The following is a 17,423-nucleotide window of genomic DNA, read 5'->3' as shown; positions in this document are numbered from 1 at the left end:
CTGAGCATTTGGCGCGCAAGGAACTCTCCGCCCTGAACCTGGACGACCGGCCGGCGACGACGCCGGAACCGGCTGTCTCGCCGTCCGAAAAGGGGCTGCGGGTGCGCAATATCGCCCGCGCCTTCGGTCAGCGCCAGGTCGTGCGCGACGTCTCCCTGACGGTCCAGCGCGGCGAGGTGGCGGGCCTGCTCGGTCCCAACGGCGCCGGCAAGACCACCTGTTTCTACATGATCACCGGCCTGATCCCGCCGGACGCCGGTTCGATCTGGCTGGACGGCGAGGACATCACCGCCCAGCCCATGTATCAGCGCAGCCGGATGGGCCTGGGCTATCTGGCCCAGGAGGCCTCGATCTTCCGCGGCATGACGGTCGAGCAGAACATCAAGGCGGTGGTCGAGCTCAACTATCCGCGCGACCAGATCCAGGCCGAGACCGAACGCCTGCTGAACGAACTGCATATCGACCACCTGCGCCACGCCCCCGCTACCGGCCTGTCCGGCGGCGAGCGTCGTCGCGTCGAGATCGCCCGCGCCCTGGCCGGCCGCCCCTCCTTCATCCTGCTGGACGAACCCTTCGCCGGCATCGATCCCCTGGCCATCGCCGACATCCGTTCGGTCATCCGCTACCTGGCCAGCCAGGGCATCGGCGTCCTGATCACGGACCACAATGTCCGCGAGACCCTGGACATCACCGATCGTGTCTCGATCATCTCGGGCGGGGCAGTCCTGTTCGAGGGCACCGCCGACGAGGCGGTGAACGACGCCGAGGTCCGCCGGGTGTATCTGGGCGAGAATTACGTCTGAGTCCCCTTTCCCTCTCCCGCTTGCGGGGGAGGTGGCCCGGCGTTCGCGAAGCGAACCAGGGTCGGAGGGGGAAGTCTTCTTTCTGAAGGAAGGAAGCTGAACTCCGCCCATCGTCAGGCGTGTCGCTGCGCGCCACGACCTGACACTTCCCCCGCAAGCGGGAGAAGGCCTGCGCCTGTTTGTCGGGCGTTAACCGTTTGGGCGACATTCTGCACAGCAAGTTCCGGGCCAGTTTCGCGCCCCGGCAGGAAACCGCACGTGATCGGGCAGAGGTTAGAGGTCAGGCAGGGGCAGGGGCTGGTCATCACGCCCCAGCTGCAGCAGGCGATCAAGCTGCTGCAACTGTCCAACCTCGAGCTGGAGGATTTCGTCGAGGCCGAGCTGGAACGCAATCCGCTGCTGCAGCGCGACGAACCCGAAAGCGACGGCCCCGATGCGCCTGAAAAGGCCGCCGAGACCGCCTCTGACGGGGAAATGAGCTTCGGCGACGGCGTGGGCCAGGATTCGGTCGCCTCGATGGACGCCGGCTCCGACGACGTCTATGGCGACGCCGCCCCGGGCGAACGCACCAGCGACCGGATGACCGACGAGGCCCAGCCGGGCCTGTCCGACTGGTCCAGCGCCGGCAAGGGCGGCTCGGTGTTCGAGGGCGACGGCGAACGGCCCGACACCCATGAACCCACCCTGTGGGAACATCTGCAGGCCCAGGCCTCGTCCGCAGGCTTCTCGCCCGCCGACCACGGCATCGCCCTGACCCTGATCGACGCCACAGACGAGGGCGGCTATCTGCGCGGCGAAATGGCCGAGTTCGCGGATCGCCTCGGCGTGCCGCTGGAGCGGATCGAGGCCGTCGTCGCCGTCTGCCACGGCTTCGAGCCGACCGGGATCATGGCCCGCTCCGTGCCCGAATGCCTGAAGCTGCAGCTGATCGAGCGCAACCGGTTCGATCCCGCCATGGGCGCCCTGCTGGATCACCTGGACCTGCTGGCCCGTCGCGATCTGGCCGGGCTGAAAAAGATCTGCGGCGTCGACGGCGAGGATCTGGCCGAAATGATCGCGGAGCTGAAGGCCCTGACCCCGCGTCCGGGCGCCGGGTTCGGCGGCGAGCCGGCCCAGACCGTGGTGCCCGATGTCCATGTCCGCGCCGACCCGGCCGGCGGATGGCGGGTCGAGCTGAACGCCGACACCCTGCCGCGCCTGCTGGTCGACAAGCGGTACCACGGCCTGGTCCAGGCCGGCGCCCGGTCCGACACCGAGAAGACCTTCGTCGCCGACTGCGCCGCCCAGGCCAACTGGCTGGTCAAGTCGCTGGATCAGAGGGCCAAGACCATCCTGAAGGTCGCCTCGGAGATCGTGCGCCAGCAGGACGCCTTTCTGGCCTTCGGCGTCGAATTCCTGCGGCCGCTGAATCTGAAGACGGTCGCCGACGCCATCGGCATGCACGAATCCACGGTCAGCCGCGTCACCTCGAACAAATATGTCTCGACCCCGCGCGGCGTCTTCGAGCTGAAATTCTTCTTCACCGCGGCCATCCAGTCGGTCGACGGCGCCTCGACCCATTCGGCTGAGGCGGTCCGCCATCGGATAAAAACCATGATCGATGGAGAAGGCGTCGACGGCGACGTTTTGTCCGACGACCGGATCGTCGAAATCCTGAAGGAAACCGGCATAGACATCGCCCGCCGGACCGTGGCCAAGTATCGGGAAGCCTTGAGAATTCCGTCCTCGGTCGAACGTCGCCGGATGCTGAAGTCGGCCTGACAGGCTTGACCACAAATCGGTGATCCCGATTGACACCAAATCCGGTCAGGCGCGTTCTATCCGCATGCAAGTCCAAGTCAGCGGCAAGCAAGTGGATGTCGGCGAAGCGTTAGGCTCGCGCATCTCCCAGGAACTCGAAGACGGAGTTGGAAAATACTTCGCGCGTGGCGGTGAGGACGCCGAAGTCGTGGTGTCCAAGGACGGCCACAACTTCAAGGTGGACTGTTGGGTCCGCCTCGCCTCGGGCCAGACCCTGGTGACGACCGGCTTCGGCGGCGACGCCCATTCGGCCTTCACCGAGTCGCTGGATCGGCTCGAGACGCGGGTCCGTCGCTACAAGCGTCGTCTCAAGGATCACCACATCGGCCCCAAGGGCCTGTCGCCTGAAAAGACCGAAGACGCCGCCCGCGAAGTCGCGCGCAGCATCGTGCTGCGCGATCCCGACAGTGTCGAGGATGACGTCTTCGGGAATGCGAACGAGAATGACGGCCCGCCGCCGGTGGGCATGGTCATCGCCGAGACCGAGCACGAGATCCGCACCATTACGGTCGGTCGCGCGGTCTTGGAACTGGACATGACGGGCTATCCTGTCGTGCTGTTCCGCAACGCGGCGCATGGCGGCCTGTCGGTCGTCTATCGTCGTCCGGACGGCAATGTCGGCTGGATCGATCCTGAGCGAACCAAAAAGACCAATGGTCATTAAGATTAACTGCTTAGTTTGACTTTGTTGCGGGAGCCTCTATTGGGGCGCCCGCAACCGCCAGTCGCTTGTCTAAAAGTCGGGGCTATCATGGATATCGCAGATTTGCTCGCGCCGAACGGCGTGGTGCTGCGCGGCGGTGCGTCGTCCAAGCGCCAGGCTCTGCATGCCGTGGCCGAAGCCGCGGCCCAGGCCCTGGGTGTCGACGAGGGGCGCATCTTCGAAGCTCTGCTGGAACGCGAGGCCCTCGGTTCGACCGGCCTGGGCTCGGGCGTCGCCGTGCCCCACGCGCGCCTGAAGGAGGTCGATCGGGTCACGGCCGTCTTCGTGCGTCTGGATTCGCCGGTGGCCTATGAGTCGGTGGACGACCGTCCCGTCGATCTGATGCTGGCCCTCTTCGCCCCGCCGAAGGACGGCGCCGAACATCTGCGAGCCCTGGCGGCGGTGTCGCGCGCCCTGCGCTCGCCGGAACTGCGCGAACAACTGCGCCAGGCCCGCACGGTCGACGCGATCAAGGCCCTGTTCGTCAAGGACGACGCGCCCGCCACGGCGGCGTAAGCATCCACCCAACAACACCCGTCACCCTCGGGCTTGTCCCGAGGGCCCACGCGGATGGCGTTTGGGGTGTTCGGCGCTGGAGCTCCGGCGTGCGTCCAGTCGTCCTTCCGAGATGCGGAGAGGTGGGCCCTCGGGACAAGCCCGAGGGTGACGGCGTGCGGGTGCGTGTGGGGTTCAGTGAACCGACACCGGCTCCAGCTCGTGGGCCACGGCGGCGGCGAAGGCGGTGTCGCGGTCCAGCATCACGGCCAGACGTTCGCCGTCGGCGCTGTGCACCGCATACAGGGACTGGTCGGGGTCGAAGGCCATGTCCTTCATCTCGACCGCCTCCTCGAGCAGGTCGGACGCCTTCACCTCGCGCACATAGACGAGGTCCGGAGCGCCCAGGCCCGCGAAATCTTCCTTGGTCATAGTCATCGGCGTCATTAGGACCGCCTCCTTCATTTTGACAACGCCCGGATCGCCGGGCGGTTCGAACAGCCGCTGTTTCAGCCGGCCGTGATGGGAATGCGCCGGACCGCGCGTTCGGCCTCGGGACGGATCAGGTCGACATGCAGCAGGCCGTGCTCCAGCCGGGCGCCTTCGACTTCCAGCCCGTCCGCCAGGACGAAGTTGCGCACGAAACCGCGCGCCGCGATGCCTCTGTGCAGGAAGGCCTGTTCCCCCTTGCCGGCCTCGTCGCGCTTGCCGGCGATGGTCAGTTGGCGGCCTTCCAGGGTGATGGCCAACTCGTCGGGAGCGAAGCCCGCCACGGCCAGACTGATGCGCACCCCGGCCTCGCCGATCTGTTCGACATTATAAGGGGGGTAGCTCTCGGCCGCGGCCTTGGCGGCGCGGTCGATCAGGGCGCGGGTGTGGTCGAAGCCCAGCAGGAAGGGGCTGTCGAACAGGATGGTGCGCGTCGTCGTCATCTGGGTCCTCGCGAAAAGCGACCGACCGGCGCGCCCCCCGCAATCGGCAGGGCCTCCGGTCACAGATGTAGATGGGGGGCGGCGGGGGCGGGATCAACCGCCCCTGCCTGTGGGCTCAGTGGATGGCTTCGCCGTGCTGGGTATAGTCCAGCCCCTCGACCTCTTCGTCCTTGGTGACGCGCAGGCCGGTGGTGAATTTGCAGATCATCAGGACGACGAAGGTGCCGACCGCGCTCCAGGCGATGGCGCCGCCCAGGCCGATGGCCTGTTTCCACACGGTCGCGCCTTCCGAGAGGGCGTTGACGCTGGTGGTGGCGAAGACGCCGGTCAGCAGGGCGCCGACGATGCCGCCGATCCCGTGCACGCCGAAGGCGTCCAGGGTGTCGTCGTATTTCAGCGCGTGCTTCAGCCAGACGGCGCCGGCGTAGCAGGCCGGGCCGGCGATCAGGCCGATGAAGAAGGCGCCCTTGGGGTCGACGAAGCCGGCGGCGGGGGTGATGGCGACCAGACCGCCGACGATGCCCGACAGCAGGCCCAGCAGGGTCGGGCGCTTGCGGTCGAACCATTCCACGACCATCCAGCCTATCGCGGCGGCGGCCGCCGCGAGGATGGTGTTGAAGGCGGCGGTGGCGGCCAGGGCGTCGGCGGCGCCGGCCGAACCGGCGTTGAAGCCCAGCCAGCCGACCAGCAGCAGGCCGGTGCCGATGGCGCTATAGGCCAGGTTGGCCGGGGCCATGTTGTCGCGACCGAAGCCGTGCCTCGGCCCCAGCACCAGGGCGCAGACCAGACCGGCGACGCCCGCATTGACGTGGACCACGGCCCCGCCGGCGAAGTCGAGCACGCCCAGGCCGCCCAGATAGCCGCCGCCCCAGACCTGATGGCAGATCGGCGCATAGACGATCAGGTGCCACAGGGCGAAGAACAGGATGCTGGCCGAGAATTTCATCCGCTCGGCGAAGGCCCCGGCGATCAGGGCCGGGGTGATGATGGCGAAGGTCATCTGGAAGCTGACGAACAGAAGCTCCGGCAGGCCGGGCAGCAGGCTGTGCGCCGTCTCCATCGTCACCCCGTTCAGGAAGGCCGCCTGCAGCCCGCCGATGAAGCCGTTGGTCGCAGGAGAACCGCCGCCGAACGACAGGGAATAGCCGACCAGGAACCACAGGACCGAGACCACGGCGAAGGCGGCGGCGGACTGGGCGATGACGCTGATGATGTTCTTCTTGCGCACCATGCCGGCGTAGAACAGGGCCAGACCCGGCAGGGTCATCAGCAGCACCAGGGCCGTGGACGTCAGGATCCAGGCTGTGGCGGCGTTGTCGATGTCCAGCGGAACCTGATGGGCCAGCAGGGCAGGCGAAGCCAAGGCCGGCGAGGCCATGCCCACGGCGAGGAGGCACGCCGCCCCCGCGGCGAGTGTGGCGGCGAGGACGACGGGTCTGGTCATAGGCGATGGGTCTCGGGGAGGAGAGAGTGAACAGCTAGGCCGAAGTCTTAAGCCGTTCCGCCTTCCTGACAATGTCCGTGAGCGGCACGATACGAACGAAACGGTCCAGCGTGTTGTCCCAGTCGCCCAGCAGACGACGGGCCAGCGGCGATCCGGTCGCGGCGAAATGCGCCTCGATCAGGGTCTTCACCCGTTCGGCCGCCGCCTCGTCCATGTCCGACACCCCGGCCAGGTCTCCGTTCAGGGCGCGTTCGGCGAAGCCCGGCTGATCCAGCACGAACAGCTCGCCGCCGCTCATGCCCGCCGCCAGATTCCAGCCGACCGAGCCCAGCACGACCACCCGGCCGCCGGTCATATATTCGCAGCCGTGGGCGCCCAGTCCCTCGACCACCGCCTCGGCGCCCGAGTTGCGGACGGCGAACCGCTCGCCTGCCGCCCCGGCCACGAACAGCCGACCCGAGGTCGCGCCGTACATGGTGGTGTTGCCGCAGATCAGCTGGTCCTCGCGCCATTCCGGGGTGCGGATCGAGATTTCGGCGCCCGACAGGCCCTTGCCGACATAGTCGTTGGCCTCGCCGGTCAGGTGCAGTTCCAGACCCTTGGCGGCGAAGGCGCCGAAGCTCTGGCCGGCGATGCCTTCCAGGCGCAGCTTCAGACGCCCGGCCGGACCCTGGGCTCCGAAACGCCGCACGATGGCGGACGAGACGGCGGCGCCGACGGTGCGCTGGGTGTTGTTCAGCGGATAGGACAGTTCCAGCGTCTGGCCGCGATCCAGGAAGCGGACCGCGTCCTTCAGCACCCGGGCGTCCAGGCTTTCGGCGATGGGCTTGCGGGCCGTCTTGTCGGCCCATTTGCCGGCCGCGCCCTCGTCCACCTGAACCAGAAGGGGGTTCAGGTCCAGGTCGTCCAGATGCGAGCCGCCGCGACGCACCTGACGCAGCAGGTCGGTGCGGCCGATGATCTCGTCCATGGTCCGGGCGCCGATCGAGGCCAAGATCTCGCGCGTCTCCTCGGCGATGAAGGTGAACAGATTGACCACCTTGTCCGGGGTGCCGGTGAACTTCTCGCGCAGACGGTCGTCTTGGGAACAGACGCCGACCGGGCAGGTGTTCGAATGGCACTGGCGCACCATCAGACAGCCCATGGCGATCAGGGCGGCGGTGCCGACGCCGTATTCCTCGGCGCCCAGCATGGCGGCGATGACCACGTCACGGCCGGTGCGGACCCCGCCGTCGGTGCGCAGCGTCACCGAGCCGCGCAGATTGTTCAGCGTCAGCACCTGATGGGCCTCGGCGAGACCGATCTCCCACGGCAGGCCGGCGTGCTTGATCGAGGTCTGGGGCGAGGCGCCGGTGCCGCCGTTATGGCCGGCGATCAGGATGGCGTCGGCATTGGCCTTGGCCACCCCCGAGGCGATGGCGCCGATGCCCGAGGCGGACACCAGTTTCACCGTCACCCGCGCGTCGGGGTTGATGGCCTTCAGGTCGTAGATGAGCTGGGCCAGGTCCTCGATCGAATAGATGTCGTGGTGCGGCGGCGGCGAGATCAGGGTGGTGCCGGGCACGGCGTGGCGCATCCGGGCGATGAACTCGGTCACCTTGAAGCCGGGCAGTTGCCCGCCCTCGCCGGGCTTGGCGCCCTGGGCCACCTTGATCTCGATCTCGCGGCACTGGTTCAGATATTCGGCGGTGACGCCGAACCGGCCCGAGGCCACCTGTTTGACCGCCGAGTTGGCGTCGTCGCCGTTCGGACGCGGGTGGTAGCGTTCCGGATCCTCGCCGCCCTCGCCGGACACCGACCGGGCGCCGATGCGGTTCATGGCGATGTTCAGGGTCTCGTGCGCCTCGGGGCCAAGCGCGCCCAGCGACATGGCTTGGGTCAGGAAGCGGCGGCGGATGTCCGACACGCTCTCGACCTGATCGATGGGGATGGCCACGCCTTCGCGGAAGTCCAGCAGGTCGCGCAGGGACAGGTCGGCCTGGGCGCGGACCACCTCGGAGAACTGCTTGAACCGGCGATAGTCGCCGCGATTGCAGGCGTCCTGCAGCAGATGGATGGTCCTGGCCTCGTGGGCGTGGGCCTCGCCCCCCGAGCGGATCTTGAAGAAGCCGCCGATGGCCGGGGAGGGCACAGCCTCGCCCCAGGCGACGCGGTGGCGCTTCATCGCCGCCTGTTCCAGACCGGCCAGGCCGATGCCGGAAATCCGCGAGGGTGCGCCGGGGAAGAATTCGGCGGTCAGGGCGCGGGACAGGCCCAGCACCTCGAACTCGCAGCCGCCGCGATAGGCCGAGATGACGCTGATCCCCTTTCGGGCCAGGGTCTTCAGCAGGCCCGCCTCGATGCCGGCCTTGTAGTTCAGGCAGGCGTCGCGCAGCGTCAGGCCCGGATACAGGCCCCGGTCCAGGCGCTCCTGGAACAGGTCCTGGGCCAGCCAGGCGTTGACGGTGGTGGCGCCCACCCCGACCAGGACGGCGAAGCCGTGCGGATCCAGGGTCTCGGCGGTGCGGACCACGATGGAGCAGTAGGAGCGCAGGCCCGCCTTGGTCAGGCGGCCGTGGACCCCGGCCGTGGCCAGGATCATCGGCGCGGCCAGACGATCCGCCGCGCCCGCCTGGTCGGTCAGCACGATCAGGGCGGCGCCGTCGCGGGCGGCGGTCTCGGCCTCGTCCATGATCCGGTCGAGCGCGGCGCGCAGGCCGGCGCCGGGGCGCGCGTCGTCCGGCGGCGTGTCGTAGCTGCAGTCGATGACCACGGTCGAACCGGCGCCGACGGTCTCGACCATCCGCTCGTACATGCCGTTAGTCAGGACCGGGCTGTCCAGAACGAAGACGTCGGTCTGGGCCTCTTCCTCGGCCAGGATATTGCCCAGGTTCTTGAACCGGGTCTTCAGGCTCATGGCCCCGGCTTCGCGCAGGGGGTCGATGGGCGGGTTGGTGACCTGGCTGAAGTTCTGGCGGAAATAGTGCGACAGCGGGCGGGGCAGGGCCGACAGCACGGCCGGCGGGGCGTCGTCGCCCATCGAGCCGACCGCCTCCTTGCCGTCGCGCACCAGGGCGTCCAGCAGCAGGTCCAGATCCTCGCGGCTGTATCCGGCGGCGATCTGGCGACGGGTCAGGTCCTCGCCGGTGACGGCGCGCGGTTCCGGTCCGGGGCCGATGATCGGCTCCAGATCGACCATATTGTCCAGCCACTCGGTATAGGGGTGGGCGGCGGACAGGGCGTCGATGGCCTCGTGCTCGTCGTACAGACGGCCGTGCTTCATGTCGACGGCGATCAGCTTGCCGGGACCGATGTGCAGGCGGCGCTTCACCCGGCTCTCGGGGATCGGCACCAGACCGGCTTCGGAGCCCGCCATCAGCAGGCCGTCGACCGTCTCTACCGCGCGCAGGGGGCGCAGGCCGTTGCGGTCCTTGCCCGCCACGATCCAGCGGCCGTCGGCGGCGCAGATGGCGGCCGGGCCGTCCCACGGCTCCATGACGGCGTTGCAATAGGCGTAGAAGGCCCGGTGTTCGGTGGGCATGACCACGTCGTCCTTGGCCCAGGCCTCGGGGATCAGCAGGGCCTTGGCCATCGGCGCGGGGCGACCGGCGTGGACCAGAACCTCCATGACATTGTCCAGGGCGGCGGAGTCCGATCCGCCCGGCTGGACCACCGGCTTCACCTCGCGGTCGCGGTCGCCGAAGGCCTGTGCGGCCATGCGGATCTCGTGCGACTTCATCCAGTTCAGATTGCCCTTCAGCGTGTTGATCTCGCCGTTGTGGGCCATCATGCGGAAGGGCTGGGCCAGCTTCCATTCGGGGAAGGTGTTGGTCGAATAGCGCTGGTGGAAGACGGCGTAGGCCGAGACGAAGCGCGGATCCTCCAGGTCGGGATACAGGTCGCCCAGCAGTTCGGCCCGGACCATACCCTTGTAGGCGATGGAGCGCGCCGACAGGGTGCAGATATAGACGGCGGCCAGGTTCTCGGTCTTGACCGTCTTCTCGATGCGGCGGCGGCACAGATATAGTTCGCGTTCCAGCGCCTCGCCGCTCAGGGGCTCGCCGGCGTCGTCCAGCGGCGGGGCCAGCATGATCTGTTCGATCTCGGGCCGGGTCGCCCCGGCCTTGGTCCCGACGACCGACAGGTCGATGGGGGTCTGGCGCCAGCCGTAGATCCAGAAACCGGCGCGCAGGGCCTCGGTCTCGACGATGGCGCGGGCGCGGTCCTGGGCGCCCAGGTCGGTGCGCGGCAGGAAGACCTGGCCGACGCAGATCGGGCCGGGACGCAGGGACTGGCCGATCGAGGCCACCTGTTCGGCGAAGAAGCCTTGCGGCAGTTCGGCCATGATGCCGGCGCCGTCGCCTGACAGGCCGTCGGGATCGACCGCGCCCCGGTGGGCCACGGCCTTCAGGCTGCGGATGGCGTATTCGACCACGTCGCGGCGGGGCGTGCCGTCGATGGAGCAGACCAGGCCCACGCCGCAGGCGTCGCGTTCCGAGCTGCGGTCATAGGCGTTGCCGGCTTCCAGCCGGTCGCGGGTCTCGTTGTACTTGTTCAGCCAGGTCATGCCGCGACCTCCTCGGTGCGGGTCTTGAAGTAACGGTCGATCTCGGCGGCGGCGTCCTGGCCTTCCCGGACGGCCCAGACGACCAGCGAGGCGCCGCGCACCGCGTCGCCGGCGGCGAAGACGCCGGGCAGGCTGGTGGCGAAGCTGACGGACCCGACCTTGATGGTCCCGTCGTCGCGCAGACGCAGGTCAGGCTCGTGTGCGGCGAAGGGCTCGGGCGAGAAGCCCAGGGCCTCGATGACGATGTCGGCCGGAATGTCGAAGTCGGCGCCGGGCAAGGGCACGATGTCGCGGCGCTGGCCGGGAAGGCCTTCCGTCAGCTGCATCCGCGCGGCGCGGACGCCGGTGACGACATCGCCCTGCGACAGCAGGGCCTTGGGCGCGCCCAGCCATTCGAAGACGACGCCTTCCTCCTCGGCGTTGGCGACCTCGCGGGCCGAGCCGGGCATGTTCTCGCGGTCGCGGCGATAGAGGCAGGTCACGCTGGCGGCGCCCTGGCGGATGGCGGTGCGGACGCAGTCCATGGCGGTGTCGCCGCCGCCGATCACGACCACCCGCTTGCCGCGCGCCTCGTGCCAGCCGTCCTGTTCCGCATCGCCCAGGTCGCGGCGGTTCTGATGGGTCAGATACGACAGGGCCTCGATGGTCGAGTCCGGACCCCGGCCCGGCGCCGACAGGATGCGCGGCTGATAGACGCCCATGGCCAGCAGCACGACGTCGTGGCGGTCGCGCAGTTCGGTCAGGGTCACGTCCTTGCCGATCTCGCAGCCCAGCACGAACTGGACGCCGCCTTCGGCCAGACGATCCACGCGCCGCTGGACGACGTGCTTCTCCAGCTTGAAGCCAGGGATGCCGTAGATCAGCAGGCCGCCGGCCCGGTCGTGCCGGTCATAGACGGTGACCTGATAACCTTCGGAGCGCAGCCGGTCGGCGGCGGCCAGGCCGGCCGGGCCGGCGCCGACGATGCCGATGGTCTCGCCGCGTTCGGCGGCCGGACGGATCGGTTCGACCCAGCCCTTTTCCCAGGCCTGATCGCCCAACCAGGCCTCGACCGAGCCGATGGTCACGGCGTCCCAGCCGGACTGGTTCAGGGTGCAGGCTCCCTCGCACAGACGGTCCTGCGGGCAGATGCGGCCGCAGATCTCGGGCATGGTCGAGGTCTGGGACGACACGCGCCAGGCTTCGCGCGCCTCGTTCTCGGCCGAGAGGCGCAGCCAGTCGGGAATATTGTTCTGAAGCGGGCAGGCGTTCTGGCAGAAGGGCACGCCGCAGTCGGTGCAGCGCGAGGCCTGTTTCTCGGCCGTCTCGGTGGACGGGGGAATCGTGATCTCGCCGTAACCGCGCGTGCGCAGTTCGGCTGTGGCCTTCGAGAGGCGGCGCGGTTCGACGACGAAAGTCCCGCCTTGCTTCAGGGTCTTATGCATAGGCCGCATATGCCGCAAACGGCCGGGCTTGCGCAATTACCGTTTGCGTGAACCGTCATTACGATGATTAAAATGCAAAAATAAACCCACACTGTGACCATTGATATAAAATTCGTGCGCGAGATTTGCCATTTCACACATCAAAGTTTAGTTCCCCAGTGCGACAATTAGGAACCGACGCTGTTTCGGAGCGTTGCTGTTCCCTCACAGCAGCCAAAGGGGGCTTTCATGCCACGATGGACATCACCAACCGGTCTGGGAGGGTGGCTGACGCTCCTCCTGGGCGCCCTGCTCGCCATAATCGGTCTCGTCCTGACCATCGGCGGCGTACAGCTCGCGACCCTCGGGGGCTCCTGGTATTATCTGGTCGCAGGCCTGGGATTGATCGCTTCGGGCTTCTTCCTCGTCTTCCGCGACATCAAGGGCGCCTGGATCTACGGCGCGGTCTTTATCTTCACCCTGCTCTGGTCGCTGTGGGAAAAGGGCCTGAACGGCTGGGCCCTGGTGCCGCGCCTGGTCGGCCCGCTGGTGCTGATGTTCCTGGTCCTCGCGACCCTGCCGGTGCTGAAGACGCGCGGCGGCGGCAAGCTGGCCGGCGGCGGCGCCCTGGGTCTGGCGGTCCTGACCGTCGTCTTCGGCCTGGTGGTCGCCCAGGCCAACAAGGCCCAGGTGCTCAACCCGGTTCCGGGCGTGCGCGGCGCCTATAACGACCCCGCCTTCCTGAAGACCGGCGCAGACTGGCCCGCCTGGGGCGGCACCGACAGCGCCCAGCACTATTCGCCCCTGACCCAGATCAACAAGGACAATGTCGGAAAGCTGGAACGGGCCTGGACCTTCCGCACCGGCGACCTGCCCGGCGAACGCTGGGGTGCGGAAACCACCCCGCTGAAGGTCGGCAACACCGTCTATCTCTGCTCCTCGCGCAACAAGCTGTTCGCGGTGGACGCCGCCACCGGCCAGCAGAAATGGACCTATGATCCCAAGGTCGCCGACGACCAGATCCCCTATACTGCGGCCTGCCGCGGTGTGACCTATCACGCCCGCGCCAACGCCAATCCGGCCGAGCCCTGCGCGACCAAGATCATCGAGGGCACGCTGGACGGCCGTATCGTCGCCGTCGACGCCCAGACGGGCCGTCCGTGCCCGGCCTTCGGCCAGAACGGCGCCGTCAGCATCAAGGAAGGCATGGGCGACCCGTACCCCGGCATGGTGTCGATCACCTCGGCTCCGGTCATCGTGCGCGGCGTCATCGTTACCGGCCACCAGGTGCTGGACGGCCAGAAACGCTGGAACGCCTCGGGCGTGATCCAGGGCTTCGACGTCGAGACCGGCGCGCTTCGGTTCGCCTGGGACATGATGCGTCCCGACCGCAACGGCCTGCCCCCGGCAGGCGAGACCTACACCCCCGGCACGCCGAACATGTGGACGACGGCCTCGGGCGACGAGAACCTGGGCCTGGTCTATCTGCCCATGGGCAACTCGGCCGCCGACTACTGGTCCAGCTCGCGCCGTCCGCTGGAGAAGCAGTATTCGACCTCGATCGTCGCCCTGGACGTGACCACCGGCAAGCCGCGCTGGCACTATCAGACCGTCCATAACGACGTCTGGGACTTCGACCACGGCTCGCAGGCGACCCTGATCGACTATCCGACCGCGGCGGGCGTGGTGCCGGCCCTGCTGGTGCCGACCAAGCAAGGCGACATGTATGTCTTCAACCGCGCCACCGGCCAGCTGCTGCACGGTGTGGAAGAGCGCAAGGTTCCGACCACGGGCGGCGCCGAACAGGGCCAGCGGTCGCCGACCCAGCCGTTCTCGCTGTTCGCCAGCCTGCGCAAGCCGAACCTGGTCGAGGCCGACATGTGGGGCATGTCCCCGATCGACCAGATGATGTGCCGCATCAACTTCAAGAAGGCGAACTACCAAGGCTATTACACCCCGCCCTCGACCAATTATTACATCAACTATCCGGGCTATAACGGCGGTTCGGACTGGGGCGGCGTCTCGGTCGATCCGGCCCGTGGCGTGATCGTCGCCAACTACAACGACATGCCCAACTACAACCGCTTGGTGCCCCGCGCCGAGGCGGACGCCAAGGGCTGGTTCCCGCGCGACGACCCCCGCTACATCGCCCAGCAGAAGGAAGCGGCCGAACGTGGCGGCAGCCTGTCCAAGGGCGAAGGCGCCGGCGACCCGCAGATCGGCGTGCCCTACGCCATCGACGTCAACGCCGGCTGGCGCGTGAAGTGGACGGGCCTGCTCTGCAAGGAGCCCCCGTACGGCGGCATCACCGCCATCGACATGCGCACCGGCCGCACCCTGTGGGACCGTCCGTTCGGCACGGCCCGCAAGAACGGCCCGTGGGGCATCGCCTCGCACCTGCCGCTGGAAATCGGCACGCCGAACAACGGCGGTTCGGTGGTCACGGCGGGCGGTCTGATCTTCATCGCTGCGGCGACCGACGATCTGATCCGCGCCATCGACATCGAGACGGGCAAGACCGTCTGGTCGGACGTGCTGCCGGCCGGCGGCCAGGCCAATCCGATGATCTACGAGCAGAACGGCCGTCAGTATCTCGTCATCATGGCGGGCGGCCACCACTTCATGGAGACGCCGGAAGGCGACTATGTGATCGCTTACGCTCTGCCGTCGTAAGGCGACAGCGCACTGAACTCTCCCTCCCCCTCGGGGGAGGGTGGTCGCGCCAGCGACCGGGTGGGGGCGGCTCGGAAACGAGCCGCCTCTTCGCGTTTGGGAGGTGTATCGCCTGGCCGCCCCCACCCGACCTCGCCTGCGGCTCGGCCACCCTCCCCGAACGGGGAGGGAGAGGGGCGTGCGACTTCAGGGCCGGGTCTGCCCCTGACCCCGCACCACATATTTGTAGGTCGTCAACTGTTCCGCCCCGACCGGGCCGCGCGCGTGCAGGCGGGCGGTCGATATGCCGATCTCGCCGCCGAAGCCGAACTCGCCGCCGTCGGCGAACTGGGTCGAGGCGTTGATCAGGACGATGGCGCTGTCGACCTTGGAGGCGAACTTTTCGGCGGCCTCGGCGTCGGTGGTGACGACGGCCTCGGTGTGGCCCGAGCCGTAGCGGGCGATGTGGTCGGTCGCGGCGTCCAGGTCCTCGACGATCCGCACCGCCAGGATCGGGGCTAGATATTCGGTGGTCCAGTCGGCCTCGGTCGCGGGCTTCATCTGCGGGACCAGGGCGCGGGCCGCGTCGTCGCCGCGCAGTTCGCAGCCGGCGGCGATCAGGTCGGCGGCGACGGCGGGCAGAAGGCGCTCGGCCCCGGCCCGGTCCACCAGCAGGGTCTCGGTCGCGCCGCACACCGAGACGCGGCGCATCTTGGCGTTCAGGACGATGGCGCGGGCGGCGTCCAGGTCGGCGGCTTCGTGCAGATAGGTGTGGTTCAGGCCTTCCAGATGGCTCAGCACCGCCGTCTTGGCCTCGGCCTGGACGCGGGCGACCAGGCTCTTGCCGCCGCGCGGGATGATGACGTCGATGGCGCCGTCCAGACCGGACAGCATCAGGCCCACGGCCGCCCGGTCGGGCGTGTCCACCAGTTGCACCGCGTCGGCGGGCAGGCCGGCTTCGGCCAGGGCCTCGGCGATCAGGGCGGCGATGGCCAGGGACGACTGCAGACAGTCCGAACCGCAGCGCAGGATGGCCGCATTGCCCGAGCGAATGCACAGGGCGGCGGCGTCGGCGGTGACATTGGGCCGGCTCTCGTAGATGACGCCCAGCACGCCGATGGGGGTGCGGACGCGGGCGATGTCCAGGCCGTTGGCCGGGGTCCAGCGTTCGGTCTCGACGCCCAGCGGATCGGGCACGGCGGCGATGATGGCCACCGCCTCGGCCATGCCGGAGACGCGGGCGTGCGTCAGGGACAGGCGGTCGATCAGGGCCTCGGTCATGCCGCCGGCGCGGCCGGCTTCGACGTCGCGGGCGTTGGCGGCCAGGATGTCGGCCTCGGCGGCCTTCAGTTTCTCGGCCAGCCGTTCCAGGGCGCGGGTGCGGGCGGCGGCCGGCGCTTCACGTAAGGCTGCGGCGGCGGCGCGGGCGCGGCGGCCCAGGTCGGTCATTCGGGTCGAAAGCTCGGTCATCGGTCGTCCAGCACCATGTCGTCGCGGTGGATCAGCACAGAGGCGCCGCGATAGCCCAGGATCGTCTCGATCTCGTCGCTGCGGCGGCCCCGGATGCGGGCGGCCTCGTCGGCCGGATAGGCGGCGAGACCCACGCCCACGGCCCGGCCCTCGGGATCGATCAGGCGCACGCAGTCGCCCTTCTCGAAGCCGCCGACCACGGCGGTGACGCCGGCGGGCAGCAGGCTCTTGCCCGCCTTCAGCGCCGTCACGGCGCCGGCGTCCAGCCTCAGCTCCCCGGCGGGCGACAGGCTGCCCGCGATCCACTGCTTGTAGGCGGCCATAGGCCCGTCGGGCGCGGCGATCAGGGTGGCGCGGGCGCCGTCGCGAATGGCCGACAAAGGCGACACGGTCTGGCCCGAGGCAATGATGGTGGCGCAGCCGGCCGAACGGGCGATCTGGGCCGCCGCCAGCTTGGTCGCCATGCCGCCGGTGCCGACGCCGGCCTCGGCGTTGGCGCCCCCGCCCATGGCCAGGATCTCGGGCGTCAGGCTTTCAATCAGCGGCAGGTGGGCGGCGGTCGGATCGCGGCGCGGATCGGCGGTGTAGAGGCCGTCCACGTCGGACAGCAGGACCAGCAGGTCGGCCCGCGCCAGCTGCGCCGTGCGCGCCGCCAGCCGGTCGTTGTCGCCGTAGCGGATCTCCTCGGTCGCCACCGTGTCGTTCTCGTTGACGATGGGGATGACGCCGTGAGCCAGCAGGGCCTCGACCGTGGCCCGGCCGTTCAGCCAGCGACGGCGGCGTTCGGTGTCGTCGCGGGTCAACAGGACCTGGCCGGCGATCAGGCCGTGCGGCTCCAGCGCCTCGGACCAGGCGGCCATGAGCAGGGACTGGCCGACCGAGGCCGCCGCCTGCTTGTCCTCCAGTCTCGCGCCCAGTCCGGGCAGACGACCGCGCCCCAGGGCGATGGAGCCGGACGAGACGACGATCACCTCGCGCCCGCCCGCCTTCAGCGCCGCCAGATCGCTGGCCATGGCCGCCAGCCAGTCGCGCGTCGGCCGCCGGGTTTCGGCGTCGATCAGCAGCGACGACCCGATCTTGACCACGACGCGACGCGCCGCCTCCAGGGCGGAGGCGGCGTCGAGGCGCGGGGCAGGGGAGGCGGCTTGGGACATGACGGTTTCTCTAACCCGCGC

The 17,423-nt window shown here is 68.8% G+C and carries 12 protein-coding genes; 5 read left to right on the top strand and 7 right to left on the bottom strand.

What is annotated here, in order from left to right; translation table 11 throughout:
• The first annotated feature begins 8 nt into the window (after window positions 1-8).
• The 4 genes from lptB to ptsN all read left to right on the top strand — a co-directional run bounded on the left by lptB (window position 9) and on the right by ptsN (window position 3,822).
• Window positions 9-803, top strand: coding sequence for an LPS export ABC transporter ATP-binding protein (gene lptB, locus ACIQ1T_RS01660; RefSeq protein WP_395942750.1), 795 nt, complete (start codon window positions 9-11; stop codon window positions 801-803).
• A gap of 258 nt (window positions 804-1,061) precedes the next feature.
• Entirely contained in the window at window positions 1,062-2,564 is a 1,503-nt protein-coding gene (rpoN, locus tag ACIQ1T_RS01655; RefSeq protein WP_395942749.1) for an RNA polymerase factor sigma-54, read from the top strand.
• 64 nt (window positions 2,565-2,628) lie between these two features.
• Entirely contained in the window at window positions 2,629-3,267 is a 639-nt protein-coding gene (hpf, locus tag ACIQ1T_RS01650; RefSeq protein WP_395942748.1) for a ribosome hibernation-promoting factor, HPF/YfiA family, read from the top strand.
• A gap of 87 nt (window positions 3,268-3,354) precedes the next feature.
• The gene (ptsN, locus tag ACIQ1T_RS01645; RefSeq protein WP_395942747.1) at window positions 3,355-3,822 is read left to right on the top strand and encodes a PTS IIA-like nitrogen regulatory protein PtsN; all 468 of its coding nucleotides are present in this window, start codon (window positions 3,355-3,357) and stop codon (window positions 3,820-3,822) included.
• A 174-nt stretch (window positions 3,823-3,996) separates the two neighbouring features.
• On the opposite strand, the gene ACIQ1T_RS01640 is transcribed toward ptsN, so the two are convergent.
• From ACIQ1T_RS01640 to ACIQ1T_RS01620, 5 genes are all read right to left on the bottom strand, one after another.
• On the bottom strand, window positions 3,997-4,248 hold the full coding sequence (locus tag ACIQ1T_RS01640) for a DUF1150 family protein (protein ID WP_395942746.1): 252 nt from the start codon (window positions 4,246-4,248) through the stop codon (window positions 3,997-3,999).
• 62 nt (window positions 4,249-4,310) lie between these two features.
• Window positions 4,311-4,733, bottom strand: coding sequence for an Hsp20 family protein (locus tag ACIQ1T_RS01635; RefSeq protein ID WP_395942745.1), 423 nt, complete (start codon window positions 4,731-4,733; stop codon window positions 4,311-4,313).
• A gap of 115 nt (window positions 4,734-4,848) precedes the next feature.
• Window positions 4,849-6,177: an ammonium transporter gene (locus tag ACIQ1T_RS01630; protein WP_395942744.1), complete on the bottom strand. Its 1,329-nt coding sequence runs from the start codon at window positions 6,175-6,177 to the stop codon at window positions 4,849-4,851.
• A 34-nt stretch (window positions 6,178-6,211) separates the two neighbouring features.
• Window positions 6,212-10,723, bottom strand: a complete 4,512-nt coding sequence (gltB, locus tag ACIQ1T_RS01625) for a glutamate synthase large subunit (protein WP_395942743.1) — start codon at window positions 10,721-10,723, stop codon at window positions 6,212-6,214.
• Complete coding sequence (locus ACIQ1T_RS01620) at window positions 10,720-12,147, bottom strand: NAD(P)-dependent oxidoreductase (RefSeq protein ID WP_395942742.1); 1,428 nt, start codon at window positions 12,145-12,147, stop codon at window positions 10,720-10,722. Before ACIQ1T_RS01620 ends, gltB begins: the two co-directional genes overlap by 4 nt.
• A 228-nt stretch (window positions 12,148-12,375) precedes the next feature.
• Here ACIQ1T_RS01620 and ACIQ1T_RS01615 point away from each other — a divergent pair, with 228 nt between their 5' ends.
• The gene (locus tag ACIQ1T_RS01615; protein ID WP_395942741.1) at window positions 12,376-14,799 is read left to right on the top strand and encodes a membrane-bound PQQ-dependent dehydrogenase, glucose/quinate/shikimate family; all 2,424 of its coding nucleotides are present in this window, start codon (window positions 12,376-12,378) and stop codon (window positions 14,797-14,799) included.
• Between the two features lie 186 nt (window positions 14,800-14,985).
• Here the strand turns inward: ACIQ1T_RS01615 and ACIQ1T_RS01610 are convergent, their stop codons facing one another.
• Complete coding sequence (locus tag ACIQ1T_RS01610) at window positions 14,986-16,248, bottom strand: glutamate-5-semialdehyde dehydrogenase (RefSeq protein WP_395942740.1); 1,263 nt, start codon at window positions 16,246-16,248, stop codon at window positions 14,986-14,988.
• Window positions 16,245-17,402 (bottom strand): glutamate 5-kinase, encoded by a 1,158-nt coding sequence (gene proB / locus ACIQ1T_RS01605; protein ID WP_395942739.1) that lies wholly within the window; start codon window positions 17,400-17,402, stop codon window positions 16,245-16,247. The genes ACIQ1T_RS01610 and proB overlap by 4 nt, the downstream gene beginning before the upstream one ends.
• Between the last annotated feature and the right edge of the window lie 21 nt (window positions 17,403-17,423).

This window comes from Brevundimonas sp. (assembly GCF_044336875.1).
GTDB lineage: Bacteria > Pseudomonadota > Alphaproteobacteria > Caulobacterales > Caulobacteraceae > Brevundimonas.
The sequence above is the reverse complement of the archived record's forward strand: the minus strand, read 5'-3'. Positions and strand labels throughout refer to the sequence as shown.

What these genes read in the sequence shown, in the direction of transcription:
- hpf (WP_395942748.1), top strand. Translation starts at nt 2,629, where the DNA reads ATGCAAGTCCAAGTCAGCGGCAAGCAAGTGGATGTCGGCGAAGCGTTA.
- ptsN (WP_395942747.1), top strand. Translation starts at nt 3,355, where the DNA reads ATGGATATCGCAGATTTGCTCGCGCCGAACGGCGTGGTGCTGCGCGGC.
- ACIQ1T_RS01640 (WP_395942746.1), bottom strand. Translation starts at nt 4,248, where the DNA reads ATGACGCCGATGACTATGACCAAGGAAGATTTCGCGGGCCTGGGCGCT.
- ACIQ1T_RS01635 (WP_395942745.1), bottom strand. Translation starts at nt 4,733, where the DNA reads ATGACGACGACGCGCACCATCCTGTTCGACAGCCCCTTCCTGCTGGGC.
- ACIQ1T_RS01630 (WP_395942744.1), bottom strand. Translation starts at nt 6,177, where the DNA reads ATGACCAGACCCGTCGTCCTCGCCGCCACACTCGCCGCGGGGGCGGCG.
- gltB (WP_395942743.1), bottom strand. Translation starts at nt 10,723, where the DNA reads ATGACCTGGCTGAACAAGTACAACGAGACCCGCGACCGGCTGGAAGCC.
- ACIQ1T_RS01620 (WP_395942742.1), bottom strand. Translation starts at nt 12,147, where the DNA reads ATGCATAAGACCCTGAAGCAAGGCGGGACTTTCGTCGTCGAACCGCGC.
- ACIQ1T_RS01615 (WP_395942741.1), top strand. Translation starts at nt 12,376, where the DNA reads ATGCCACGATGGACATCACCAACCGGTCTGGGAGGGTGGCTGACGCTC.
- ACIQ1T_RS01610 (WP_395942740.1), bottom strand. Translation starts at nt 16,248, where the DNA reads ATGACCGAGCTTTCGACCCGAATGACCGACCTGGGCCGCCGCGCCCGC.
- proB (WP_395942739.1), bottom strand. Translation starts at nt 17,402, where the DNA reads ATGTCCCAAGCCGCCTCCCCTGCCCCGCGCCTCGACGCCGCCTCCGCC.